The sequence below is a fragment of the Rhizobium sp. CIAT894 genome (assembly GCF_000172795.2).
Classification (GTDB): domain Bacteria; phylum Pseudomonadota; class Alphaproteobacteria; order Rhizobiales; family Rhizobiaceae; genus Rhizobium.
Genome location: NZ_CP020950.1, coordinates 210,089 through 234,594, shown reverse-complemented (window position 1 = coordinate 234,594; position 24,506 = coordinate 210,089). Strand labels below are relative to the sequence as shown.

The window sequence follows — 24,506 nt, the reverse complement described above, 5'->3', positions numbered from 1 at the left end:
CTTTTTCCCGACCCTCAGAGGTTGATGCCGCGACTGCGGTTGGCGGTCTGTTGGCGCCGCTCCACTATGATCTGCTCGCTGCTCTGCAGGCGGACAGTCTGCTGCAGGACCTTCAGCCGCTCCTGCATCGCCGCGAAAGCTCCGCGCTGCGCCGGTGGCACTACGTTGGCGATATCCTTATCGCCTCGGACGAGGGCATTGCGACCAAAGCGCTCGTCGAGCGCTCGGCTGACAGCGGCAAACTCCCGGCCAATGCCCGGATCGAGGGAAGCGGCGGAAACACTCAGCTTCCTGCTGTCCTTGCTCACCTCGACCGTCAGGTGCGCCAACGCCTCTTCCGCAGCTTTCGAAAGAGCTGGAATGGCAACCGCCATGCGCCGCCGTTCGTCCGTGATAGCCTGGCGTTGTGCATCGAGGGCATTGAGGTGGGCCGCACCGAGCGCGCGCAGGCGCGCTGCAGCTTCCGGCACGGCCGCCACAGCCTCTTTCCGCTCTCGGCCAGAGGTCAGCATCCGGTCCATCAGGCGATCCGAACCACGCAAGGCACCATAGGCGGCAGGATTGTTGGTCACCGCGGCTCCAATGCGCTCGGCGGCAAAACCTTTCTGGAGAAGTTCCTCGATCTTGCCGACGACTTCAGCCGGATCGCGCCAGATTGTCGTTGCCGCGTTCGCCAGTGCCGCACGCTGCTGGCGATAGACAGGCGAAGCAAGAGCCCGAGATCGCGCCTCGTCGTCGATCGGAACCTTGAACTCGGTGACGGCGGCAAACATGGGCGGCATGATGATTTTCTCCGTCCCTGGCTCTTTGCTCAAATCGGCACTCGCGCCGGCGACGACCTTCGAACGATCCCGACGTTCGGCGAGGTGCTGCTCGTCGGCAAAGCGTCGCACGGCGTCGAACAAGCGGGTCAGCTTTCCGCGCCATTCATCCGTCAGGTCCTCCGGCATGCGCTCGACAATGTTGCGTTCAGCGATCGCATCCGCCTTCGCGCTAAATGCGCTCCAGCCAAAGCGGGCCGTCAAAGCTTCGCTCACCGCCTTGATCTCCCGCACCACCGATCGATCTTTGGCGGCGAGCGCAAAGGCCGTCTTATAAGCATCGTCCCCGCCCTGGCTGCGCACCGCCTCGATTTCCATCAGACGTGCCATGGCGCGTTCGGAGAGCGCCGGGATCGACAATGACATATGCGCGCGGCGCGTCTGCTCGCGCAGTTCGAACCGTTCGGCGTTCCTGCGGAACTCGGTCGCATGGGCACGGGCCATCGGAAGCAGTTCCTTCACGGCCGCGACAGCGAGATTGCGCTCTTCACGCGCCGCGCGTCCGTCGACGATCAGCTCGGAGCCACGCAGCCGGCCAAGCCGACCAGGGGCTGCCGCAAGGTCGTCGGCGAGCCTGCGGGGTGCGACCCCGATATCCGACGCCAGTGCATTCAGGGAGACGAGCGCTGCATCCGGATCCCGGTAGATCTTCTGCAGCAGCGGCCGCAGGATCACCTCCCGCTCCGTCCAGGCCGGCGACGCAAGCTGCGCCAACCGCGCATCCTCCTCGACGCTGCTGACAAAGGACGTGGCCGGCGGGATCAGATAGCGTGTTTCAGCAGCACTTGCGCCCGAGACGGAGTGGGATGCAGTTCGCGCGTCACTGGACGTCGCTTCGACCATCGTCTGGCTCCGCTCTTCATTGTAGGCGACCCGCCGTTCCCGCTCGATGGCAAAGCCGAGCGCCACGCTTGCCCTCTCCCAGAGCTTTTCCACCTGCTCCCGCTTTGCGGCAATCCACGCCCAGCGCCGGGTAAGGCTTTGCTCCATCTCGGCGGCGGCAAGCGAGAGATGATCAAGCCCGCGGCGCCGGGCGAAGTCGTTAGCGTGTGCGCGGTAACTGGCCTCGCTCTCAAAATCGAGCGTCGTCGTCTTGGCACCGGAGCGCGACAAGCGTTCGACGAGCGGATTGAAGAGTTCCGGCCGATGACTTTCCCGCTCGATGCGCTCCTGTCGTGCGCTAGCGGTCTCGACCTGGCTGGCCGTCCAGACGTTGCGATCGACCTCCCTCTCCTCGTAATGCTTGTGACCTGTCTTCTCGTCGACTACGGCAATCTGGACCTTGACCCGCTCGACACCATCCTTTCTGAGCGTCACGGTGTCGCCTTCCTGGATGCCGGCCTCCTCGAGTGCCTTCGGCAGGCTCACGCCCCAAAGCCGATGGACGGTTCCGTCGTCCGCCCTGACGTCGGCATAAGGGCTGTCGTCGGCATCCTCGTCATCAGGCCGGAATTTGGCTTCGCCGGTTTCGACAAGCTCGCCGGTCACACCCGTGGCATGATCGACACGCGGCTTGCGTCCCCATTCAGGTTTTGCCGCAAAATCTTCTTTGGCCGCATAAAGATCGACGCGGTCGCGATGCCTCGTCATCGACACATAGGTCAGATGCTGGTCCATCATCCCGGTTGCCAGCACGAAGGTGCGATCGACGGTAGCGCCCTGCGATTTGTGGATCGTTGCGGCATAGCCGTGATCGACATGTCGATAGCTGTCTTCGCTGAAGACGAGCTTGCGGCCGTTGTCGAGCAGAACCGAAAGCAGCGGATCTCCACGCTTGTCGCCGGTGGAGACGACGGTGCCGAGCATGCCGTTCTTCACATACTGTGGCCCGGAGTGCTTGGCGCGCGGCTCAAGGAAGCGAGCGTTCTCCAGGAAGATGATCCGATCGCCGGCGGCAAATTCCCGTACGCCCCGCTCGCTCCGGAAGCTGCGGCTTTCACTGAGCGCTCCCTCCTGCGTCATCACCGATCGCAGCGCCTCGTTCAACTTGCGAACATCGTCGTTGGTGTGGGCGAGCACCAGCAGTTCATCACCGCGAAGGCGGCCATCCCCGCCCTCAGACGTTGATCGCTCTATTGCCTCTCTGCGCGCAGCAGCCCAGTCGGAGACGATGCGATCGATCGTTTCCTCGCGTGACCCTGCCTCGACCAGATGGCCATGCCGGGCATAGGCGTCGAGGCCCTTCTCGACCTCGCCGCGGGCAAACAGCCGCGAGGCATTACGTGCCCAGGCCTCACGCTGGCGGCGCACGCCGACAAGCTCTGCAAAGCCGATGCGTTCGGTAATTGCCCGGAAGGCAGCACCGGCCTGGATCGGCTGCAGCTGCATCGCATCGCCGACCAGCACGACCTTTACCTCAGCCTCCTCGGCAATCTTCAGCACACGGGCCATCTGCTGCGAGGCCACCATGCCGGCCTCGTCGATCACCAGCACATCACCGCGATGGAGCGTATCGCGCCCATTGCCCCAGGCCAGTTCCCAGGAGGCAAGCGTCCGCGACTTGATGCCGGAACTGTCTTGCAGCCCTTCCGCGGCCTTGCCGGCAAGGGCTGCACCGATCACCCGGTGTCCCTCGCTCTCCCAGGCAAGACGTGCGGCAGCAAGCAGCGTCGATTTGCCGGCGCCGGCAAGGCCTACAATAGCGGCAATGCCACCATCACCGGTGACATGACGGACAGCATCGACCTGCTCTGCATCGAGCCGAAACGGATTCTTTGGATCGCCGCTCTCCACGCGTTCGATCGCCACCGTCACATTCCGCTCGGAAACACCGAAGCCGCGACGCTCCGACAAAACCCGCGCCGACTGCGCCATGTCGTATTCGATGCGCAGCATCTCCCGCGTCGTAAACACCGCGGGCTCCGACACCTTTCCTGTCTCTGCCTCGATCTCCTGCGGCTTCAGTATGACCAATTGGTCCGACGCCATCAGCCTGGCGCGGATGTTGGCAAAATCGGTGGGATCGTCGACGTAACGGTGCAGCGCCCTGGCGATATCCCTCTCGTCGAAGGTAGAGCGTTCATTGCCGAGCTGCTTCAGCAAAAGCTCCGGCTCTGAAAGCAGCCGATCGGCCATCTCCTGGCGGCGGGCGAGATCGGCCGGCGCGAAGTGGAGCTCCCTGCCCTTCCTCGCCAGCGCCGCCTTCTCCGGCCCGAGATGTTTTTGCGCGATCCCGTCGAGGCCCTGTTCGGCATAGGAGCGACCGTCGAGGCGGATGTCATGTCCGGCCAGCGCCAGATGCCGGTTGGCCGTTTCCGCCCAGGCGATCTTCCACGCTCTCATCGTTTCCTTGTCGCCCGCCCAGACTTTGTAGACGATCTTGCCGTTCGGGCGGTCCGGCGTGACGACACGCAGCGGCTTGCCACCCTCACCAAGCACTGGAACCTTCTTTGCCCCGAACCCCTCCTCCGTCGCCGGCCGGAGCGTCGTCATCAGGTGGATGTGCGGGTTGCCGTCCTTGTCGTGATAGACCCAGTCGGCGATCATTCCTTTCGAGGTGAGATTGTCGCGGACGAATTCGCGCACCAGCGTGATATTCTCGGCCCGCGTCAGCTCCTCCGGCAGCGCGATGATCAGTTCGCGGGCGAGCTGCGCATCTGCCCGCGTCTCGAAGGCGTCAACGGCATTCCAAAACACTTCGCTGGCCTTGCTGACGGACTGACCTGATATCGCCGACCGCAGCCAATCCGGGATCTCATCCGGCAGCGCCAGTTCCTCATACATCAGTTCGCCCGCCCCACCGCGATAGCTGAACGACGTTCCCGCCTGCTCGTCCATCATCCGGGCGCGGTGGCGATAGGCGGCAGCCGAGACGATGCTGCGTCCCGATCCCCTGCTGATCACCTGCGCTCTGACGAACATGATCGCCACTGGCGTCTCCAGACTGGCCCAAGCACGTCGCGACAGCGACGTATATTGCGCCCTCAAACAGATCGGACCGAAGGGCCGATGCCGCTTTTCTGGTTGCACGGTAGCGCATTTTACTGTTTTATTCTAGTTAGTATAATCGCCCCTTCGACATCAAAGCAGAAAAGGAACCAGGAATGGCGACAAAATCATCGATTTCCGATCTCGACGCCCAGATCGAAAAGCTGCGCGAACGCAAACGATTGTTGATAGTTAAATCGGCCGAGCGGTTTGCCCGCGCCGCGACCAGAACCGGGCTGGCGGAGATGGAGATCGCCGACGAGGAGATCGATCGGATCATCGAGGAAATCGCCGCGCGATTTCGGAAGGGGGAAAGGAAAGGCGCCGCTGGCCCCACTCCTCAAACGCGTCGACCAGCAGATAGCGGCGCTGGAGCGCAGGGGCAGGTTCCAAATGACGGCTGACCGCAAGCGCGACACGCGCGAAAAGATCCTGCTCGGCGGGATCGTCGTCAAAGCCGGGCTATCGAAGGCGGATCGGGCGTTCCTGCTCGGCGGCCTCATAGAAATGGCAAGGCTCGTCCCAGGCTCCATCGAGCATCGGCGGCTGCGCGATATCGGCGAAGAGGCTTTCAAGGTCTCCTCTCTGAGGAACGGTTCATCGCATCTCGAGGAGAAAGTAAGATGGGCCTAAGAGGGAAACCGCATCCGAGCCTGTTACTCGTTTTGGTACCGATCGCCGTCACCACGATCACAATCTACATTGTTGGCTGGCGATGGCCGGGACTCGCCGCCGGCATGTCCGGGAAGATAGAACACTGGTTCCTGCGCGCAGCACCTGTGCCGCCTCTACTGTTCGGACCTCTTGCCGGACTTCTGACAGTTTGGGCCTTGCCGCTGCATCGGCGAAGGCCGGTCGCCATGGCAAGCCTTTTGTATTTTCTCGGTGTTGCCGCGTTCTATGCGCTGCGCGAATTCGGCCGGCTTGCACCTGCTGTGCAGGCCGAAGTGATCACATGGGATCGAGCGCTGTCCTATCTTGATATGGTCGCAGTCATCGCCGCCGTCGCCGGCTTCATGGCAGTGGCGATGTCGGCCCGCATCTCCGTCGTCGTCCCAGATGAAATAAAACGTGCCCGGCGTGGAATATTTGGAGATGCCGATTGGCTGCCCATGACGGCAGCAGGAAAACTGTTTCCGCCGGAAGGGGAAATCGTCGTCGGTGAGCGCTATCGGGTCGACAAGGAAATCGTCCATGCGCTTCCCTTCGATGCAAACGATCGTAGCACCTGGGGACAGGGCGGGAAGGCGCCATTGCTCACCTACAGACAGGACTTCGATTCCACCCATATGCTGTTTTTCGCGGGATCGGGCGGATACAAGACCACCAGCAACGTCGTCCCGACGGCGCTGCGCTATAGCGGGCCGTTGATCTGCCTCGATCCCTCCACCGAGGTCGCACCAATGGTGGCCGGACACCGAGCCCGCGCCCTCAAGCGCGAGGTCATGGTGCTCGATCCGACGAACCCGATCATGGGCTTCAACGTGCTCGACGGGATCGAAGCATCCAAGCAAAAGGAAGAGGACATCGTCGGCATTGCCCATATGCTGCTGTCGGAAAGCCTTCGCTTCGAAAGCTCGACGGGATCCTACTTCCAGAACCAGGCGCACAACCTCCTGACCGGTCTGCTCGCCCATGTGATGCTCTCGCCCGAATATGAGGGCCGGCGAAGCTTGCGCAGTCTCCGCCAGATCGTTTCCGAACCGGAGCCCTCGGTGCTCGCTATGCTGCGCGACATTCAGGAGCATTCCGGTTCGGCCTTCATCCGCGAAACGCTCGGCGTCTTCACCAACATGACCGAGCAGACGTTTTCGGGCGTCTATTCCACAGCATCGAAGGATACCCAGTGGCTGTCGCTCGACAGCTATGCCGCGCTCGTCTGCGGCAATGCCTTCAAATCGAGTGATATCGTTTCGGGCAAGAAGGACGTCTTCCTCAACATCTCCGCATCGATCCTGCGCTCCTATCCGGGCATCGCTCGTGTGATCATCGGCTCGCTCATCAACGCCATGGTGCAGGCCGACGGCGCCTTCCAGCGCCGGGCGCTGTTCATGCTCGATGAGGTCGATCTGCTCGGCTACATGAGGGTGCTCGAGGAGGCGCGCGACCGCGGCCGCAAGTACGGCATCTCGATGATGTTGATGTACCAGTCGGTCGGGCAGTTGGAGCGGCATTTCGGGAAGGATGGCGCGACGTCATGGATCGATGGCTGCGCTTTCGCCTCTTACGCAGCGATCAAGGCGCTCGACACGGCGCGCAACGTCTCTGCGCAATGTGGCGAGATGACGGTGGAAGTGAAGGGCAGTTCCCGCAACATCGGCTGGGACACGAAGAACAATGCATCCAGGAGATCCGAGAACGTCAACTTCCAGCGCCGGCCGCTGATCATGCCGCACGAGATCACCCAGTCTATGAGGAAGGACGAGCAGATCATCATCGTCCAGGGGCATAGTCCGATCCGCTGCGGCCGGGCGATCTACTTCCGGCGAAAGGAGATGGATCAGGCAGCTAAGGTCAATCGTTTCGTCAAACCGGTGCTATGATCGTGGTTTTATGAGCGGCCCACCTCGTCCTCGCCGGCATAGGCGTCGACGGCGTTTTCGAGTTCGGCAAAAAGCTCGTCGGGCATCGTTTCGATAGTGCCGACGGTGCGTCGGTCTGCCTGCCTGATCAGTTGCTGATAATCTTCGATATTGAGGAGAACCAGCCGGGGTTTGTTCCGCTGGGTGATCGTCACCGGATGGCGCAGCGCCTCGACGATGATGTCGCCGGATTTACGTGAGAGGTCACTGGTTGAATACGTCCCGCTTGGCTTCGGCATATGGGCTTCCTTGTTGCTATCGCTGGGATTTACAGCATTTACAACATTACTGTGATTGTTGTGAAACTTCGCAGCCGTCCTTCCTCGGCTCACTTGAGGGCCATCGGCAACTGAGAGGCAACCTCGTCTGTCGCCTCTCAATATGTGAGATGGTGCTGCTACCACCATGACCAAACGGCGCGCCCCGCATAGACCGGGATGCGAGTTGCCAACGTGATATCCTTGATGATCGGCGCCAGCGAGCCGAGTTCGTCCGCAATCAGCGCAACGAGCTCAGGATAGTTGATATCGACGCCAGTGTCGTCGGCAGCCCAAGCGCTCATCCAATCGCCGCCGTTGACGCGGAATTCACGCGTGTCGTAATCAAATTCGAGTTCGTCCAGCAGATTGATAGTGAAGCGCCCGAAAATCTCGATCTCGCCCTCCAGCTGATATTCGGCGAATTCATCCTCCCCGATGAGAACACTTCTTTCCAATTCCATGATGACGCGGATCCGATCGATTGCCGCGTCGAGCCCCTCAACCAGGCGATCGTGAAGCTCTCGTGAAAAATCGCTGTCGCAGCCGAAGCGGTTTGCCAGGACGACGAGCCGGAAGCCGGCAAGCTTGGTGTAGAGCATGAGGTTCTGATCGGTTGTCACAATGTGATTTCCTTCATCTTGATGACGGAGATCGGCCACTCTGTTGCAAAGAGGGGTCAAGGACCGCGGAACGCGGCTCGCAAGCGGGGGAACCGATTTTTCCAGAGCGCAGTGAAACGCAGCAGCGGAAAAATTGGGGGAGACGCGCCGTCCTTGACGCCGGATTTGCTGGAGTAAAATTGGACGTCAGAGAGAGAAGAGACCCGCGGACCCGAAGGGGACGCGACCGTTTCCGGCGTGAGCCGGCAGCAGGTGTCGAGGATAGAACCCCGCCCTGCGGCTAGGCAATTCGCTCACGTCATTCCGCGAGAGGGGGCGTGACCGGAGGCGCAGACGGTGTTCGGGCTCCGTGAGCGGAGCGAATAGCACCCGGCAGGCGATTGGCCGGCTCGCCCAAATCCATGATCTTCGGCTTCGACGATCATCACAAAAATGAATCGGTGTGGGCCGATCGATTCATAAGTGTCGTTAGACGCAAAAGCTGGAAGAGGCGACTCTCCGTCATGCTCACTCAACCCTATCAGCTCTACATCGAACGCACGGACGCGACGAAAAACATGGCGCGCTTCTACGCGCTCGCAATCGAACCGACGTTGTTCGGCACACCTTGCCTGACGCGGCGATGGGGACGCATCGGAACGATCGGACAAGCCATGGTGCATCACTTCGACAGAGAGGAGGATGCAGTCCGTATGTTCCTCGAACTTCTCCGATCAAAACGGGCGCGCGGCTATAGGCCGAACACAAATGCCGGACGGGAACCCATGGTCCGGGCTGTCCGCGGAAGTCTTCCTGGTCCTTGCCGGTGATTATCGGCGTGAAGCGCAGCTTCGGGTCGACGCGCCGGTCGATCCGGCGCGCCGGCCCAGGCGAGGAGGCAAACGCCGCGCCTCAGAAGGGTGGCGCGGCGTCGATGGCGCCCTCCTGCTCGGCGATAGCCACCCTCAGTTCGGCCCGAGCGATCTCCAGCTCCGCTTCGATCTGGCGGCGCTCAGCCGGATCGGCGTTCCTGAGCTCGGCCCGCAGTTCCTCAACCTGAATTTCGAGTGCAATCGTCATCGTCGTCATCTCCTGAAATGTGAAAGATGACGCCCGGGGTCGTGAGGATCGGGCCGGGTCAAGGATCGCGTCAGCGACCGGCGGAGCCGGCGAGCGGAGGAACCGATTTTCTGACGGTGCCCTTCAGGGCGCCGGCTGAAAATTGGAGGGGCCGCGAAGTCCTTGAGGCGGCACGAGCCTCACGGCAGACTTCAAGTATCTGGGCAGACAGGGTCCTTGGTCTCGTGTGGCACGACAGGAGGATTGAAAGCGGGCTCGATGCCCGCTTTCAATCCCGCTATTGCGCGCAAAACTTGAGATACGACGAAGCCGGCCCCGATTGCTCGGGGCCGCTCGCTTTGTTCTTCAGTTCGGGCTGTTCCAGAGGATCACCTTCTTGCTCGGATCGCCGCCGGGTGCCGGTGCGAGATTGCCGAAGATCACACCGATCTCGGGGGCCTCAAGCTTCACTGAGAGGTATTCCTCGCCGGTCTGCCGCGCGATGCGGTTCCAGGCGGCGCCGATCTCGAAGCCCGTCTTGCGGTGAATGACGCGGTAGTCGGGCGCTTCTTCGCTTGCCTTGCTGGCATTTGGGACGATGGCGATCGGGGCGTTGACCCGGATCGTGGCGAAGACGCCTTCGAGGATGCCGTCGGTCTTCTGCGTGAGCGTTGCGATCGTGGTGGCCATGGTTGTTGTCTCCGGTTGCTCGGGACCATTCCCGATGGCGCACGAAGAGACGGCCGACCTGCTGCGGTCAGCTCGCCTGAAAATTTTGCAAAATTCTATTTTCCACCAGGACAAGCGAACCGAAATCGAATTTTGCAAAAATTTCGGGCGAGTCTTACCCCTTCAGGGGTTGGCCGCAAAAGCAGGCGGTCGTCTATATGAGCGACATAAAACGGGAATGGTTCGGGGCAATCGAAGGCTGCGACAAACCATCATGGCCCCCTGGTCCAAGCACTGGGGGATATTGCCGCGCACTCCACGGACGCTTCGCCCGCATGTCGATCAACATAATCCCTCGCCCACTCCCGGCTGCGGCAGGCTGTGAGCACCTCGATAGCATTTCTGCTGATCGGCGAGGTCGCCGCGGCACCGCATTGCCGTCTGCAGACCGTGCTCCAATCCCGGGTGAAGCTGTTCACGCGGGTGTCGAATGAGTGATCTTCCCCAAACGTGCCCGCTCCCAAGCACCTGAGCCGCCGATGGGTCGCCAGGTACATCGCCATTGGCAAACACGCACCCGGAACAATCTGAGCCGGCTTCATCCGCGGAGCCAAGCTCGGTGAGATCACAAGGCAACAGGATCGGAGCAAGTCACAAACGGAATGCCATAAAGCGCGACATTTTGATCGTCCGAAACCAAATACGCTCCCTCCGCCACGGCTTGCGCCATGAGCAGATGATCGAAAGGATCGCGGTGATGAAGTGGAAGAGCAGCGAGAGCGATAAGATGCGCGTCCGAGATATCCAGCCGGTCGAAACCTTGATCCGGCAAAATCGCAACAATCTCTTCGATATCGGCATCAAGTTTGCCGATGCGCAGCTTCACAGTGATTTCCCAAAGGGAGACAGCACTGACGAGGACATCATTCTCGGGATCGCCGATAAGGCGACGCGCATGGTTCCCTAGCTTCTCGTCGTCGTTCAGCCACCACAGCAAGGCATGTGTATCGAGCAGCAGCCTCACGTCCCGTCTTCCATGGACTTCAGAACATCCGCCGGCAGACCATCGAAGTCATCGGCAACTTTGATCTTTCCGCGCAACGCGCCTGGTTTCCGCATGACGACGCCGGCTGACGGCGGGCCGATTTCGGCGACAACCTTGTGATGGGACGTCAGGACGAACCGCTGGCCGTCTTCGACCTGCTTGAGGAAAGACGTCAGGTTGCCGCGAAATTCCCGCACGCCGACACGGCGGGGAGATGGTATCTGCTGCCGAGATTGGGTCATGGCGAAGCTCCGTTTCAACGGCAAATGTGTACACAATTTTTACGAAATGCAAGCATCTCCTTCAGCCGTATGGACAGATGGCGCTTACGCGCCATCTCCCGCCGCTTGCCAAACGGAGATGCCAAGTCGGCGAGCCTTGTCGGCCAGATTGCCGGTAATGCCGGAGCCGGGGAAGATGACGACGCCAGCCGGCATGACCGAGAGCATGTCGTCATTGCGGCGGGAAGCCAGGGGAAGAAACCTGAGCGACCCGCTGAAGGCCCGCCCGCCGCATGGTAAGGGTCGCCTCTCGGCAGGCCCGCGGGGCGGGCGCCTACCCGTGCGGCGACCGGCAGAGACCGGCCATCCTGTAGGCCCTCACGCCCTCACCTTCCCCGTCCGGCTCGATCATGCGGGCAGAAAGGCCAGAGCGTTTTCCAGAACGAGCTGCGCCCTGAGATTAGCGATGAGCCGTTCCGGGCTGAGCCGGCGCAGATCCTCGTTGAAGTCGCCGAGCTCCGGGGCAAGCACTAGCGGCAGGATCCCCAGCGCCTGGGCGCGGCAGCTCAATCCCTCGATACGTGCCGGCCGGCCGCATCGACGTCAGCTGCGATGTAGAGACGCCGGCAGCCATCGGGCAGTCGGAAGGCGGCAAGGTGATTGGCGGTTCAGCGCCGGCCGGCTCGAAGGGCTGGGTAGCCCGCGATTAGAACTCACTTTATGCTGGCGCAGCCTCTACATTTTGACGGGCTGACGTCTAATCAACGCACCGTTGACTTCTAATTATCATGATCGTTAATTTTAATTTTTGGAGGCTGGAATGCACGTATCTTCTTTCCTGCCTATGGCGTTGAAATCGGCCCCAGCGGCCGTAACATTTACATACTAACTAATTTGCGCTAGTAAAGTCCGCGAAGCTCATGCTACGCCTTCCTTTTACGGCTCGATCAGCCTTTGGTCAGGCAAGGGAGGAACGACGTGCGACAGTTTTTGATCGGCAACCAGGCGTTCGACGACAGTTCTCCAGAGTTTCTGCCGCAGCTCGAACGCGCTTACGAACAGAAGCTCAGGCCATTTTGCCCGTGTCGGCAACCGCCGGTGCCGATGTACATTGCCCGGATGGATGGCCAATTCCTGATCAAACGCATGCCGCTCTCAGGCCGGCAGCATGATCCCGGCTGCTCGTCTTACGACCCGCCGTATGAGCTATCCGGCCTCGGGCCGTTGATCGGCAACGCCATCCAAATCGACGCGGCGACCGGTGCGGCAACGCTGAAACTCGATTTTTCGCTGTCGAAACGAGGGGGCCGATCGACGTCGACATCGCCTTCGGAGCCGTCGGAGACTGTGCGAAGCGAGCCCAAGAAGCTCTCGCTCAGGGCGATGCTCCATTATCTCTGGGACATGGGGGAGCTGACGGAATGGACCTCGCTATGGGCCGGGAAACGCGGCTGGGGGCGCGTGCGCAGCAGTCTGGTGAACGCGGCAAAGCAGATGATCGTCCGCGGCGGCCCTCTCAGCGATATCTTGTTTGTCCCGGAAGTGTTTCATCAGGACGACAAAGAGGGGATTTCAGCGCGGCGTGCGGCTATGTTGGCCGGTGCCCAGTTAACCGGTCCCGGTCCGCGGAAACTGATGATGACCGTCGGAGAGGTAAAGGAATTTTCCTCAGCGCGCGATGGCCAGAAGATGCTGGTGCGCCACCTGCCTTTCCCCTTCATGCTCGATGAGGGTGCGTGGAAACGGTTGAATGCCCGATATGAAACCGAACTGGAACTGTGGCGATCCAACGAGGGGTTTCATCTCATCGTCATCGCCACGTTCGGCATTTCGGGAGCGGGGATAGCTTCGGTCGAGGAAGTGGCGCTGATGGTGGTCAACGAGAACTGGATCCCGTTCGAAACCATCCATGAACAGCGTCTCCTGGAGCGGCTCTCAAGCCTGAAGCGAAGAAGCGTGAAAGGACTCCGGTTCGATCTTTCGCGCGACCAGCCGATTGCCTCCGTGACCTTACCGGAGGCAAAGCCAGCGCCGATCGCCATGTTCATCGTTCCGACGAAGGCCGACGAAGACTATGACGTTGCACTGAATGAGATGATCGCCGCGAGAGCCGAGATGACGCCGTGGATCTGGCGTGTGGCCGACGGCGAAATGCCGCGGCTGCCATGATCCACACCAGCCTCCTTGGTCAGCGACGTAGGCGCCCTAAAAGGAAGCCATCGCCCGGGCGATTTCGAATGCGTGAAGCTATATCCCGGTCAAATCGGCCCAGAGAACTCTCTGCCATTTCTGCATAGCTGCACTGCACAAAAAATGTTTTACCAAGCGGTCAAAATATGAGCATATTGTCTCCAGTTGATGCAGTCGATGGTTTTCCTCCCAGTGCCATCGTATCAGCTGTTCCCCTCTGGAGGTTATTGACCTTCACACCTTAAAGGGCCCTGGTTTTCCAGCGGCCCTATTTTTCTGCATAGTTGGTGAGGCGGCCCCTTTGCATTGCACGATCACATCGGAAGCGGAGCGCTTGCCGTTGGCGGTAACCCACGCTTCAAGTTGGCGGGTCGAGCTCGTTCGCCGCGCGCTCCTATGGCACCCGGAAATCGGAGATGGAAAGGGGAAGACATTTCAGTTATTGCAGTTATGAGCGACTTGCCCTATATTCATGGTCAGAGGTGTTCGCCATGACCAGCCATGTTCTTCAATTTACCAAGTTGTCTGATCGCGACCGCAAGGCCGTCGCGCCTATGCCAAATCTGGCGGAGGGCGACCAACTGGAACTACGGATTCGCCGTGAAGGTGGACAACTTCAAACCCTTTTTCTCCCTGCCTCGGCTCTCGCGCCTGTCGAGGCACTCCTCGATCATCTGTTGCGCGGTAAGCGCGTTGCCGTGCTCACGGAAGATCAGGAATTGAGTCCGACCGACGCCTCCACCATCCTCGGCATCTCACGTCCTCTCGTGGTGCTGCGCATGGATCGCGGCGATCTGCCCTTCCGCTATGTCGGCAAGCACCGCCGAGCCAAGTTGAAGGATGTTCTCGCGCTCAAGGCCAAGCTCGATGCTCGCCAGGAAAGCCTCGACGCGCTGGCCGAGGACACAGAGGATCTGATCGTCAATCATGGCCTCTAAGCCGCCTGTTGCGGTCTATGATGCCTGCGTCCTCTACCCTTTCCATTTGCGTAATGTCTTGGTCCAGTGTGCTTTCGACGGTCTCGTCGACGCACGCCGGACCGACGACATCCACGCCGAGTGGATTCGCAATCTGGCCATTCGGCTCACCCGAGATACCCTTCTGGAAGCGACCCGTGATCGGATCAAGGACGTTTTGCCCGATGCCGATGTCGGCAACCATCGAATTCTCATCCCCGACCTCTCGCTACCGGGTCCGGATGATCGTCATGGTTTGGCTGTAGCCATCGCCGGAAAGGCTTCTGTGATTGTCACGGGGAATCTCAAGGATTTCCCAGCCGCGGACCTTCGGCCTCATGGGGTGACCTGCGTATCGCCAGACAATTTCCTCGTGGGCCTCCATTCCACCTTTTCGAGCGCATTGATCGACAGCATCAGGCGCGCCCGTTTGAATTTACGCAAGACGGTGCCGGCGGTTCACGAATTCATTGATGCACTGGACCATCAGGGGCTCCGCGCGTTTTCAGTGGTCCTGCATGACAAGGCCGCACAATTGGACTGACGGTCGAGACCGACAGAATTGTTAGAGGCCCGGACGCAACCCGTTAAGCTCGATCCGACGAAGAGCGGCCGAGGTCAGTCGCGACGTCTCGATAGTAGATCTCGCTCACCCGAAACCGGCCGTCGATCCGCTTGCATTGGATGATGATGTCGACCGCGATCGTCAGCATCTCGCGGATGTCGTGCCGTTCGAGGTCCCCACCACCCTCCGACTCCTTGACCAGCAAAGTCAGCTGCTCAAAAGCGAGGCGGGCCGAGTCGGCATGGACCGTGGTGATGGAGCCAGGATGGCCGGAGTTGACATTGCGGATGTAGTAGAATGCCGTCCCGTCCCGCAGCTCCTGCAGCAAAATGCGGTCGGGCCGCATGCGCAGGCAGGATTCGAGCAGGTCCTTCGCGCCGACCTTGGCGAGCCCCTGCCCGCCTTTGGAGTAAAGGAGCCGAACATGGTTGGGCTGCGGGACCACCAGCTCGGGAGTGTCTTCGATCGAAATAATCCGCTCGCTTTGCGGAATGTGGCGGATCAGCGCTTTCGATAGAGTTGTTTTTCCCGACCCGGTGGCGCCGGAGATGATGATGTTCTTTCTTGCAAACACCGCCTCCCGGAGAAACGCCTTGTAGGCACCGATGCGATAGTATTCCAACAGCCTATGGTCTGATCGTCGCCCGTCGTCTTGGGCCGGCACAACATCGGCGAACAATCCCCCATGATCGAGATCCTCCAGGGTCAACGACACGGAGGATGGCTTACGGATGGTGATGCTGACGGTTCCCTTCGTCGTTGCCGGCGGGATGACGATCTGAATTCGCTCATCATCCGGCAAGGTCGCCGACAGGATCGGTCGCGTCTCGTCGATCGACTGATTGGAGAAGCTCGCGACCGAGCGGGCGAGACGCATCAACCTGTCGAAAGAGAGTTCGGGCATCTCATAAGTCTGCCATCCCTCCCTACCCTCCGTGACGACCTGCCCCGGCCGGTTGACGATGACCTCATAGAGCGTCTTGTCGCGCAGGAAGCGTGATAGCGGCGAAAGCAGTTCTCGCACGACGCCGGAGTCGGCAGCTTCAGTCATTGCCGAACCTATTTTGTCACGAGCTTCGAGGAGGGGCCGAAATCCCCAAGCACGGCGCGGTCATAGACGCGATTGCGGGGCTCCGTCACGCGAAGCCGATAGACGCTGGAGAAATCGAGATCGCGCGCCACGAAGATCGAAACGAGCTCGCCCTGATGTTTCATGAGCGTCGGCGGAATGTTGATCGACTGCTCGACGGCGATCGCCGCTGCCTGCTGACCGGCGCTGGCGGTGTTTTGCGCGTTGACATCACCGTCCTGCAGCCGGCTGCTTGCGTAGGAGCTGGCATCGCCGACAATCGACAGGAGCATTGCGCTGCCAAACCGCTCCCACCAATGGGTGTCGACATAGCCGTCGATGCCGGCGCGGCCGAGCGCATCGGTTGCAGGCGACGCCAAAGTGATGATCACGCCTTTCGGTGTCTTCGCCCGGCTCCAGAGGACGAACAGACGCTTTTGTCCACGCCGAATTCCGCCGCGATATTCACCGACAATCTGCGTGCCTTTTTCCATCAGCACAACGCGGCCGTTATCTGAAAGAACGTCCCGGTTGATGACGCAGCTCGTGAACCCCGGCTGATCGGAGGAGAGCGCGGTCTCGAGAACGCAGGGAATGGATGTCCCCATGGCGACGATGAAATCACGATTGCCCAACGTGCCGGCACGCGATCCCTGCAGTTGCGTCGGCGTCAGCAAGCGGTTGAAGTGCTGGTCCTCGTTTTCGCCCTGCGAGCCGAGGTCTGCTTGATTGTTGCCGAGCGGCACATAATTCGAGGCCTGATCCGACGCCTCGCCCTGATCCTGCCGCCGCGTTGCCGGCGATTTCTCGCCGCCATAGGCGATGACCGGCGCACGGCGGGCCGCATCGAGCAGCTTGTCGCCGTCGGTCGGCGCCTGCTCGGCGGCGACAGGCGTCGGGAGCTGGACCTGCGGCGGTGTCGCCACCGGCTGTGGCTCCTTCGCCGGTTCGAAATCCGATGTCTGCCGGATGACAACGCGCTGCTGCTCGGCACCGTCTGACGGCTTGTCCTGCCCTCGCATCGACCAGAGAGCGAACGCGACAAAGACGACGATCGCCAAGGCGACAGCGCCGCGTTTGAGGATCGGGTTATTGTCGAGCCGGCCGCCGGCCGACGTCTCGGCGCGCTCGCCCGGAATCTGGGTAATCTCTTCCTCGGCCATGTTACCTCCTATTGCGCCGCGCCGGGCGGCACTTTGACGACGCGCTCGACCGATGGTGACGTCGTGTTGGTCTCGGGATTGGTGCCGACGCGATCGTAGGCTTCGTTGAAGACGCAAAGCACGTCGCCGCCACGGCGCAGTATGAACTTGCGGCTGATCGCGTGAACGAGGACGAGATTGCCGTCGACTGACTTCGGAACCAGGCTTTCGCTGCCGTCGGAGTTTTCCATATAGATCGCCGGCATTTCCTGGTTGCCGGCAAAGGCGAAGGTGGTGACCTTGCCGTTGTCATAGACCGCTTGCGGTTCGAGCGCCTGGGACCCTTGCGCCGAATAACGCCAGTTGCGCGGTCCATAAGCTTCGTGAAGGGCAAGCACGCGATCTGCCTCGCCGGCCTGTGCCGCCTGCGCGCGCGCAGCTGCTTCCTGCCGGCGCCGCTCCGCCTCATCAGCGGGATAGCGGTATTTTACATAGAAATAGGTGTTCTGACCGGCTTCGACGCTGCCGTCGCGGACGGTGAGTTCCATCTGATAGCTGCGGGTCGAGCCGTCCCGTCGTGTCGTCACGACCGAGATATTCGTCACCGGCTGATTTTCCCTGGGCTTCAGGAACAGGATGTTGCCGGCCGGCGCCACTTCCCAAGCAACGCTGTTGCCAAGCGCCACATGAGCGATTTCCTCGTCGGCGGCGAATTCGATTTGCACCGAAGACCGCAGCGTGCCGACGACTTTGGTGATGTTATAGGGCTGGTAGTCGACGAAACGGATGCGGCTGTCCTGCGCGGCGCCGCGCGGCGTCTCGAGGGCGAGCGCTGCAGACGAAAACCCGGTGGCCAGGATGAGCGGAAGGAGAAAGTGCGGTCTCAATTGATGGCCTCCGGATCGGCGCGATATTCGCTGACGACGAAGCCGAGCGGATTGGTCAGCCGGTCGGTCGAGGACATCGGAGCGTTGGCATAGGAGAAGGTCAGGGTCGCAACCCAGTGCGTGGTGCGCACCTCGTCACCGCGGGTCACGGTCCTCATATAGCGGACGGATGCCACATTGGCGTTGATCAGCGAGATGGAAACAATGTTGATCCGCGACGTGGCGCTGCGGCCATAAATGTTCTGCGGGGAATCGGGATTGCTGCCGCGGTAGACTGTGGCAAATCGAGTCTGCTCCGGCTGCGTCGATAGCAACGCGACAGTGCGAAAGTTCTCCTCGCCTTCACTCCAGACATAGCCTTCGCGGGCGCGGACATATTTGGCCGCGAAATATTTGGTGACGGCCTCGTCGTAGGTGCCGGCGGTGGATGTCAGCGCCGAGACCACATCGACGATGCCGGTGGAATTGTCGACCCGCACGACGAAGGGCTCGACGGTTTTCAAAGGCGTGAGGCCGGCAACAGCAAAGACTGAAACGGCAGCAAGGATGCTCGCGCAAACAGCGACGAACCAGGCAATGCGGGCGGAACGCTCGACCTGGATCATCCGGTCCTGATCGAACCGGCGGGCCTTGTCGAAGTAACTTTTGAGGTTATCCGTGGTCACCATGTCACTCGCCCTCGCATGGACGGTAGGAGCCCGCGACATCGAAATGCGCGAAAGCGGCCGGCGTAACTGAGGACGGCTCCTGCACATAGGCAGCGGCGTGACTGGTCGGCTCAGCGGGAACGGCCCGGGTCGCCGGCTGCTCGCCTCCACTGTCCTGCCATTGCCACATGGCGCGGTTCAACGGCCGGCGGGAATAACCATCACATTTGGGTAGCGGGTGGGACATCGAACCGCAGCCTACGAGACCGGCGGTCAGCAAAAACGACAAAACGATTCGGAGCATCCAAAAAACCTGTTCAATTGTCTGAAGCGTTGGTGACCGTCATTCGGTCCGGCCTGGAGTCAGGCGGCGGCCGACGGAACGCGCGCCGCGGCCGGCCGCTCTCACTGTGCGGGATGTCGCCCAGGCGAGCGTGCTTTCATGCGCATCGCGGGCGGCGCCGTAGCCGTAGGTGAGCGACGCCCCGCCCGCCGCAAGAGCCGAAGCAATGCCGGGCAGTTGGTAGAAGACGTAGAGGGCGGCAACGCAAATGGCGCAGAGCGCGATCGGCCGCATCAGCACGTCGCTATAGCTTTCGATCGCCGTAAACGTCGTATCGATGCAGGTGATCAGCAGCGAGCCGATGGCAACGACCAAGACCTGAAGGATGACGAAATTGACGAGCTGGCCGATCCAGGATTCCGTGAATCGGCGGGTCGACTGGAACATGGCGAGCGCGATGAAGATCGGACCTATTGCCAGCACGATGGCAAGCGCCAGCCGGGCATAGAGCGAAACTATATAACCGATCGCCGCGACAAGAAAGCTTGCGCCGATAACCAGTAGGCCGCCCACGCCGGTGACGATATCGATAGGCCAGGAGCCCCGCGACCATATCTCTTTGGCGCATTTCTGGCCCTTATCGAGCAGGCTGTCGAAGGTCGACGCGCTCGGCGCCGTGCCCGAATTCAGCGCCTGCGAGATTTCGCGCGGCAGCGCATCGAAAAAGATATTGGTGACGTAGGTCTGATAGTCGCCGGCGTTCCTCACCAGCATGACGATGATGGCGAGCTTCATCGCCCGGAAGGCGAATTCGAGGATCGGTTCCTGCACGGAGCCGCGCAGAACGAGATAACCGTAGAGCACGACATAGAGGGTGAGTGCCGCCGTCAGCGGGCCGCTGACCCAGCTGGCGATATTTGAGGTGCCGGAGGAAATGAAATTTTCGAGCGGTGTCTTGAACTGTCCGTCGACGAAGCTGAAGACCTGATACATCGTCAGCCTCCCAACGATTTGCCCATCCGCTCCAGCCGCAGCTTGCCGTCGGCTGCCTCGGCGTTGCGGCAATTGGGCGTATCGCGGAGTTCTCCGGGATTGTTACGGCATTCGCCGATAATCCTAGCGAGCAGAGCATCGTCCGCCATGAGCTCATCGACGGTGTAAATCTTATCCGCCTGTGGGGAGCAGGCCGCCAGTAAAAGCATGGCCGTGCCGGAAAGAAACCACCTCATTTGAGCGCCGCTCCCATCGTGTCCATGCGCTTGCGCCAGTCCTCGGCCTTGCGTTGGTCGTCGACCTGCACCTGGGCCTGCTGGACCATCTGCAGGCCCTGCATGCGCAGGACGTCGGTTTGCAGGAAGGCGGTCTCGGCCTGGAGGCGGGCCTGCAGATCGGCGATGTCCTTGGCGTCGGCAGCACTGGAGATTTTCTGGCGAAGCTCATCGATGCCGTCGATGCGCTTGGTCGCTGCATCGTAGATCTGCTGGCCGAGGCTCATCTGCCCGGCGTTCTGGTTCTGGATGCGCGACAACTCCTGCGCATAGAAATCGTCGGCATCGGTGCGATAGCTGGAGTTGTCCTGGCGGAATTTCGAAGCGGAACTGCCGAAGACGCCGCTGCCGGAACCTTTGAGCAGCCCCTCGATCGCGTTAAACTCCTGTGGAAGCGCCTTGCGGATCGACGGATCGTTCAGCAGATTGGCGACGTCGGCCATGTTGGTGATCTTGTTCAGCGAGCCGTAGAGCTGCTGGGCCTGCTGGAGCTGCTGGTTCAAGGTGTCGAGCTGGGACTTCAGCTGCGTGATGCTCTCGATCTGCTTAGCGATCGATGTCTGATCGATGACGGGGATGCCTTGGGCCGATGCCAGCATCGCCGACGCCAAAAGAGCGGCCGATACAAACAACGGCCGCATCGTTCCTGTTCGGATCATGCTGTCTTCCTCCTCTGGTGAAACACGGCAAGCCAGTCCTCCCGTCCCTCGCCGATCTCCAATCGGATGGCATCGGCAAGCTCGACATTGGCCGTCCGGCCGGAGAGGATGGCGAGTTCGTCGTCGAAGCCGTTGAGGTTCAGCTCGGCGACGACGCTGTTGTGCCCCTGCTTGACGATGAAGCGGCGGCTCTCGACGGAGAGCTCGCGCGAGACGAGCTCGAATTCGCGCTCGGTCAGCTTGAAGCCGTCGACATAGTCGGCGCGGTCGCCGCGCGGGTTCGGAAGAAAGATCTGGGTCGGGCACTGCTCGATGATCGTGTGGGCGATCGGCGAGACGATGGCATCGCGCGGGCTCTGGGTCGCAAACAACATGAGACCGTTCTGCTTGCGGATCGTCTTGAGCTTGTTCTGGGCGAGATCACGAAAGCCTTCATCCTGCAGCGCCTTCCAGAACTCGTCGATGACAATGATGATGCGACGCCCGTCGATCAGCTGCTCGATGCGATAGAACAGGTAGGCCATCAACGGGGTGCGGATCTCCTCATTGTCGAGGAAATCGGTCATGTCGTAGCCGATGAACCTGGCGCCGATACCGATATCGTCAGCCTCGTTGTCGAAGACCCAACCAAGCGGCCCGCCCCTCTCCCACCGTCGCAGACGTGCGGCAATGCCCTCGGGATCGGTATTGTTGAGGAAGGTGCGCAGGGCGCCGATGGAGCGACGCTCCACCGGCAGGTCCGCCACCCCGTCGATCGCCGAGGTGATGTCGCGCAACTCGGTGATCGACAATTCGCCAGATCCGGATCGGACCAGCTTGGTGATCCAACCGGTTAGGAATACTTTGTTTTCCGCAGTGAATTCCAGTGCTTTCAACGGCGCGCAGCCGGTGGCGACACCATTCCTCAGCGGCAGATAAGTACCGCCGGCTGCGCGTACGAAGAGATCGGCGCCGCGGTCCTTGTCGAAGAAGACCATATGAGGATCGTGCTTTTCGAGCTGCGACAGCATGAAGTTCGACAGCACCGTCTTGCCCGCACCCGACGGGCCGCAGACGAAAGTGTTGCCGAGGTCGCCGTGGTGGAAATTGAAATAGAAGGGTGAGCCGGACGCGGTCTTGAGCATGGCGACGGCCGGTCCCCACTCGTTGCCGTCCTTCTTGCCCGCCGGATAGGAATGATAGGGCGCCAGGGCTGCGAAGTTGCGCGACGTGATCGCTCCCGAGCGCGCGCGATAGCGGAAATTGCCCGGCAATTGCGCCCACCAGGCGGCCTCGAGCCCGAGATCCTCGCGGGCGACGACCGCGCCGCCGCTGGTGAGATAGGCGCGCGCCTTCGCCATGTGATCGGTCAGCTCCTTGACCGAAGGCGCGAAGACGGCAAGCGCAAGGTGATGTTCCCCGAAAACGAAGCGATTGGATTCGAGATCGTCCATCGCCTCGCCGAGTTCCTCGATCTGCGAAGCCGCCTTGTCGCCGGCGCTGACCATCTGGTTCTGCTTGCGGCCCATGATCGTTCGGGCATCTGCCTTTGAGGTGAAGGCGAAGGACTGCGTCAGGATGAGCTCGAAAGGTGCGGTCAGGATAGCGTCGAGCATGCCGCTGCGCGTCGTCGCCGGATATTCCTTGAAGCCGAACATGCCGGCATAGCGGCTGTCGGCCTCGTGACGGATCTCGACGGTCTCACGCCCGAAAATGACCCGGTCGGAATAGATTGCCGAGGAAATTCGTCCCTCCGTCAATGGGATCGGCTCCCGCCGGCCGCCGACGATCTGGTGGAGCACTTCGCTCGGCTCGGAGAAAAGGATCCCGTCCTGTTCGTGGAGGGTGAGCAGCCGCGGCTCGAAGCGCTGCAGGCCGGCGACGACATCCGCCACGCGGTCACGCAGATGCTTCAGAGCCTGCCCGTCGAGCTCGGTATCGGATCGGCGGGCCTTGCGCAGCCGGGAGAGAAGCCTGGCCGCCTTTTCGGCAGGATCCCGGCCGGGATGCCAGACAAGGGTGAGGTAAAGATCGTTGCGAAACAGGTCTTCCCTCACCATGCGCTCGCGGTATCGCGCGTTCAGACCGTCGGAGAAGGGATTGGCGAAGCGTCCCTCGGGATAAGCATTGTCGCGGCGGCGCACCACATGCGTCCAGAGCGCCAGCCGCTCGTCAGCGATATTGCGATAGAGCGTGTTCAGGCTGCGGTGCAGGCCGTTGAGGTCCCTGACGTCTGATGTCTCGAAGGAAACGCCGTCGAGAGCGATCATCGTCATCAACGCTCGGGATTCGAGCGCAATGGTCGTCTCGTCGACATGCCTGACATAGGGGATGAAGGTTTCCGGCCCGAGCTCGCGCGACCGGAGCGTTGCAATGTTAGACAAAGCTGAGATCCCTTTCGTCATAACGTCGGATGAGCGCCAGGGGCGAGAGCGTGGCCCCGCCCCAATAGGCGGCATTGCGGGAGCGGCCGCGGGTTTCAATCCACGCAATCAGGATCCGAAACATGTTGTGGTCGTGTTTGACGAGCGCGCGAAACAGGACATGGAAGACGATCCCGACCAGCGCGTAGGCGATTGATCCCGCGGTGATGTAAAGGATGGTCGTCAGCATGATGTTGACGCCCATCGCCTCCATCGTCACGCCGGCGATCATTGCCGGGCGCGTGCAGGCGAGAAACAGCGTGTCGTCTTCGAGGATCGGAATGCTCGCCATGGCGCTCAATTCCCGACGATGGTGTTGACCAGTTCGGTGGCGCCAAAGATGCCGCCGATCCCGATAATCCAGAAGCCGGCCCGCCTCAAATCCATGTAGCCGAACATCCAGGCGATGCAGATGATGATGACGGCGATGACCGCCAGCAGACGGGCGATATTGCCTGTCAGCATGTCGACGATGTTCTGCAGCACGGTTTCGATGCCGGCGGCCTGGGCGAAAGCTGGCTCGACCAAGCAGATGACAATGGCGGCCGCCATGAGCGTGGATGCGGCAAGGGGGCGAAGACTGGCTTTGGAGATCATTCACTTTGCTCCGATCAATCATTCTGGAAAACGAGAACCGTGGATCGCCGCCCTGAGCTGAAAACATCCCAGGATGCGGCCTCAGCGGTTTGGGAGGATTGTTTCGCAAGCGCCGGCGGCGCCTCATCTTGCGTCGGCACGCCAGACCCGGCCTGGTCACCTCGTTCGCCAATCGTGAGCGAGGCAAGCGTCGGCAATAACTGCTTTGCTTCCTGGCGTACCTGCTCGTCATATTTGACCATGGCGCCGAGGGATCGATCATCGCGGCCATAATAGGACTGGAGCATCACCCTTTCGGCCTGAGCCGGATCCCCCGCGCGTAATGCGGCGCGGTAGTATCCGTCGAGAAGCGTAGCCGTGGCCTTGAGGTTCATGCAGGGATCGAAGGCGTCGACGACGGATAGCTTCAGTTTTTGGAGCGCCTCGATGCCAATACCGCCAAGGCCGATCTGAATATCCTGGCGATCGGCAATCAGAGACGTGGCAACCTCGATCGCTTCGGCCTTCGATGCGGGTTGAGCGGCGAGTGGCGGGGCGCTGTTGATGCGGATGGCGAAGGGCTGAAACCGGCTCTCAAGGCTGACAATGCCGGCCAGCGTCTCGACCTGAACCATCGGCGCACAGGTTTGCGCGATTTCGACGAATGCAGCACCCATCG

26 protein-coding genes and 1 pseudogene are annotated in these 24,506 nt (G+C 61.0%); 7 read left to right on the top strand and 20 right to left on the bottom strand.

What is annotated here, in order from left to right; genetic code table 11:
- Positions 1 to 14: 14 nt before the first annotated feature.
- Positions 15 to 4,691, bottom strand: a complete 4,677-nt coding sequence (traA, locus tag RHEC894_RS25135; RefSeq protein ID WP_071088540.1) for a Ti-type conjugative transfer relaxase TraA — start codon at positions 4,689 to 4,691, stop codon at positions 15 to 17.
- Between the two features lie 173 nt (positions 4,692 to 4,864).
- On the opposite strand from traA, the gene RHEC894_RS25130 reads away from it, so the two are divergent.
- From RHEC894_RS25130 to traG, 3 genes are read left to right on the top strand one after another with little or no spacing between them, the layout of a single operon-like run.
- A complete protein-coding gene (locus RHEC894_RS25130; protein WP_012489501.1) occupies positions 4,865 to 5,152 on the top strand; it encodes a TraC family protein in 288 nt (95 codons plus the stop codon).
- Positions 5,142 to 5,381 carry a conjugal transfer protein TraD gene (locus RHEC894_RS25125; RefSeq protein WP_009983795.1) on the top strand — a complete coding sequence of 80 codons (240 nt, stop codon included), beginning with the start codon at positions 5,142 to 5,144 and terminating at the stop codon, positions 5,379 to 5,381. The genes RHEC894_RS25130 and RHEC894_RS25125 overlap by 11 nt, the downstream gene beginning before the upstream one ends.
- The gene (gene traG / locus RHEC894_RS25120) at positions 5,372 to 7,291 is read left to right on the top strand and encodes a Ti-type conjugative transfer system protein TraG (protein WP_012489500.1); all 1,920 of its coding nucleotides are present in this window, start codon (positions 5,372 to 5,374) and stop codon (positions 7,289 to 7,291) included. Before RHEC894_RS25125 ends, traG begins: the two co-directional genes overlap by 10 nt.
- Before the next feature lie 8 nt (positions 7,292 to 7,299).
- Here the strand turns inward: traG and RHEC894_RS25115 are convergent, their stop codons facing one another.
- Both RHEC894_RS25115 and RHEC894_RS25110 read right to left on the bottom strand, forming a co-directional pair.
- Complete coding sequence (locus RHEC894_RS25115) at positions 7,300 to 7,569, bottom strand: type II toxin-antitoxin system prevent-host-death family antitoxin (RefSeq protein WP_009990963.1); 270 nt, start codon at positions 7,567 to 7,569, stop codon at positions 7,300 to 7,302.
- Between the two features lie 158 nt (positions 7,570 to 7,727).
- Positions 7,728 to 8,210 carry a hypothetical protein gene (locus tag RHEC894_RS25110; RefSeq protein WP_010066437.1) on the bottom strand — a complete coding sequence of 161 codons (483 nt, stop codon included), beginning with the start codon at positions 8,208 to 8,210 and terminating at the stop codon, positions 7,728 to 7,730.
- Positions 8,211 to 8,713: 503 nt separating this feature from the next.
- On the opposite strand from RHEC894_RS25110, the gene RHEC894_RS25100 reads away from it, so the two are divergent.
- A complete protein-coding gene (locus RHEC894_RS25100; protein WP_012489498.1) occupies positions 8,714 to 9,019 on the top strand; it encodes a WGR domain-containing protein in 306 nt (101 codons plus the stop codon).
- 82 nt (positions 9,020 to 9,101) lie between these two features.
- Here RHEC894_RS25100 and RHEC894_RS33125 read toward each other — a convergent pair whose 3' ends face one another.
- The 5 genes and pseudogenes from RHEC894_RS33125 to RHEC894_RS33555 form a co-directional block, all read right to left on the bottom strand.
- Complete coding sequence (locus RHEC894_RS33125; RefSeq protein WP_004676096.1) at positions 9,102 to 9,269, bottom strand: hypothetical protein; 168 nt, start codon at positions 9,267 to 9,269, stop codon at positions 9,102 to 9,104.
- Between the two features lie 345 nt (positions 9,270 to 9,614).
- Positions 9,615 to 9,938: a DUF736 family protein gene (locus RHEC894_RS25095; protein ID WP_004676095.1), complete on the bottom strand. Its 324-nt coding sequence runs from the start codon at positions 9,936 to 9,938 to the stop codon at positions 9,615 to 9,617.
- A 604-nt stretch (positions 9,939 to 10,542) separates the two neighbouring features.
- On the bottom strand, positions 10,543 to 10,941 hold the full coding sequence (locus tag RHEC894_RS25085) for a type II toxin-antitoxin system VapC family toxin (protein ID WP_008536014.1): 399 nt from the start codon (positions 10,939 to 10,941) through the stop codon (positions 10,543 to 10,545).
- The gene (locus RHEC894_RS25080) at positions 10,938 to 11,204 is read right to left on the bottom strand and encodes a hypothetical protein (RefSeq protein WP_004676093.1); all 267 of its coding nucleotides are present in this window, start codon (positions 11,202 to 11,204) and stop codon (positions 10,938 to 10,940) included. The genes RHEC894_RS25085 and RHEC894_RS25080 overlap by 4 nt, the downstream gene beginning before the upstream one ends.
- A gap of 387 nt (positions 11,205 to 11,591) precedes the next feature.
- Positions 11,592 to 11,851 (bottom strand): annotated as a pseudogene (locus RHEC894_RS33555) (toprim domain-containing protein); the annotation flags it as partial.
- Between the two features lie 310 nt (positions 11,852 to 12,161).
- On the opposite strand from RHEC894_RS33555, the gene RHEC894_RS25075 reads away from it, so the two are divergent.
- The 3 genes from RHEC894_RS25075 to RHEC894_RS25065 all read left to right on the top strand — a co-directional run bounded on the left by RHEC894_RS25075 (position 12,162) and on the right by RHEC894_RS25065 (position 14,873).
- Positions 12,162 to 13,352 carry a DUF1173 domain-containing protein gene (locus tag RHEC894_RS25075; protein WP_012489493.1) on the top strand — a complete coding sequence of 397 codons (1,191 nt, stop codon included), beginning with the start codon at positions 12,162 to 12,164 and terminating at the stop codon, positions 13,350 to 13,352.
- Between the two features lie 512 nt (positions 13,353 to 13,864).
- Entirely contained in the window at positions 13,865 to 14,311 is a 447-nt protein-coding gene (locus tag RHEC894_RS25070) for a hypothetical protein (RefSeq protein WP_029875463.1), read from the top strand.
- Positions 14,301 to 14,873 carry a PIN domain-containing protein gene (locus tag RHEC894_RS25065; protein WP_010067915.1) on the top strand — a complete coding sequence of 191 codons (573 nt, stop codon included), beginning with the start codon at positions 14,301 to 14,303 and terminating at the stop codon, positions 14,871 to 14,873. The genes RHEC894_RS25070 and RHEC894_RS25065 overlap by 11 nt, the downstream gene beginning before the upstream one ends.
- 43 nt (positions 14,874 to 14,916) lie before the next feature.
- On the opposite strand, the gene virB11 is transcribed toward RHEC894_RS25065, so the two are convergent.
- Genes virB11 through RHEC894_RS25005 form a run of 12 tightly spaced genes read right to left on the bottom strand, consistent with a single transcriptional unit; the run spans position 14,917 to position 24,504 of the window.
- On the bottom strand, positions 14,917 to 15,945 hold the full coding sequence (gene virB11, locus RHEC894_RS25060; RefSeq protein ID WP_012489491.1) for a P-type DNA transfer ATPase VirB11: 1,029 nt from the start codon (positions 15,943 to 15,945) through the stop codon (positions 14,917 to 14,919).
- A gap of 8 nt (positions 15,946 to 15,953) precedes the next feature.
- Entirely contained in the window at positions 15,954 to 17,126 is a 1,173-nt protein-coding gene (gene virB10, locus RHEC894_RS25055) for a type IV secretion system protein VirB10 (RefSeq protein ID WP_012489490.1), read from the bottom strand.
- Between the two features lie 8 nt (positions 17,127 to 17,134).
- Entirely contained in the window at positions 17,135 to 17,992 is an 858-nt protein-coding gene (gene virB9, locus RHEC894_RS25050) for a P-type conjugative transfer protein VirB9 (RefSeq protein WP_009996879.1), read from the bottom strand.
- The gene (locus tag RHEC894_RS25045) at positions 17,989 to 18,660 is read right to left on the bottom strand and encodes a virB8 family protein (protein ID WP_029875461.1); all 672 of its coding nucleotides are present in this window, start codon (positions 18,658 to 18,660) and stop codon (positions 17,989 to 17,991) included. Before RHEC894_RS25045 ends, virB9 begins: the two co-directional genes overlap by 4 nt.
- Before the next feature lies 1 nt (position 18,661).
- Positions 18,662 to 18,943: a hypothetical protein gene (locus RHEC894_RS33550; RefSeq protein ID WP_012489488.1), complete on the bottom strand. Its 282-nt coding sequence runs from the start codon at positions 18,941 to 18,943 to the stop codon at positions 18,662 to 18,664.
- Positions 18,944 to 18,982: 39 nt separating this feature from the next.
- Positions 18,983 to 19,915: a type IV secretion system protein gene (locus RHEC894_RS25035; RefSeq protein ID WP_009996881.1), complete on the bottom strand. Its 933-nt coding sequence runs from the start codon at positions 19,913 to 19,915 to the stop codon at positions 18,983 to 18,985.
- A gap of 2 nt (positions 19,916 to 19,917) precedes the next feature.
- Positions 19,918 to 20,151 (bottom strand): EexN family lipoprotein, encoded by a 234-nt coding sequence (locus tag RHEC894_RS25030; RefSeq protein ID WP_009996882.1) that lies wholly within the window; start codon positions 20,149 to 20,151, stop codon positions 19,918 to 19,920.
- Positions 20,148 to 20,849, bottom strand: a complete 702-nt coding sequence (gene virB5 / locus RHEC894_RS25025) for a P-type DNA transfer protein VirB5 (protein WP_012489487.1) — start codon at positions 20,847 to 20,849, stop codon at positions 20,148 to 20,150. Before virB5 ends, RHEC894_RS25030 begins: the two co-directional genes overlap by 4 nt.
- On the bottom strand, positions 20,846 to 23,212 hold the full coding sequence (locus tag RHEC894_RS25020) for a VirB4 family type IV secretion system protein (protein ID WP_029875460.1): 2,367 nt from the start codon (positions 23,210 to 23,212) through the stop codon (positions 20,846 to 20,848). The genes virB5 and RHEC894_RS25020 overlap by 4 nt, the downstream gene beginning before the upstream one ends.
- Entirely contained in the window at positions 23,205 to 23,543 is a 339-nt protein-coding gene (locus RHEC894_RS25015) for a type IV secretion system protein VirB3 (protein ID WP_010068249.1), read from the bottom strand. Before RHEC894_RS25015 ends, RHEC894_RS25020 begins: the two co-directional genes overlap by 8 nt.
- 5 nt (positions 23,544 to 23,548) lie before the next feature.
- On the bottom strand, positions 23,549 to 23,848 hold the full coding sequence (locus RHEC894_RS25010; RefSeq protein ID WP_009991942.1) for a TrbC/VirB2 family protein: 300 nt from the start codon (positions 23,846 to 23,848) through the stop codon (positions 23,549 to 23,551).
- Positions 23,849 to 23,862: 14 nt separating this feature from the next.
- The gene (locus RHEC894_RS25005; RefSeq protein ID WP_012489485.1) at positions 23,863 to 24,504 is read right to left on the bottom strand and encodes a transglycosylase SLT domain-containing protein; all 642 of its coding nucleotides are present in this window, start codon (positions 24,502 to 24,504) and stop codon (positions 23,863 to 23,865) included.
- Positions 24,505 to 24,506 lie beyond the last annotated feature (2 nt).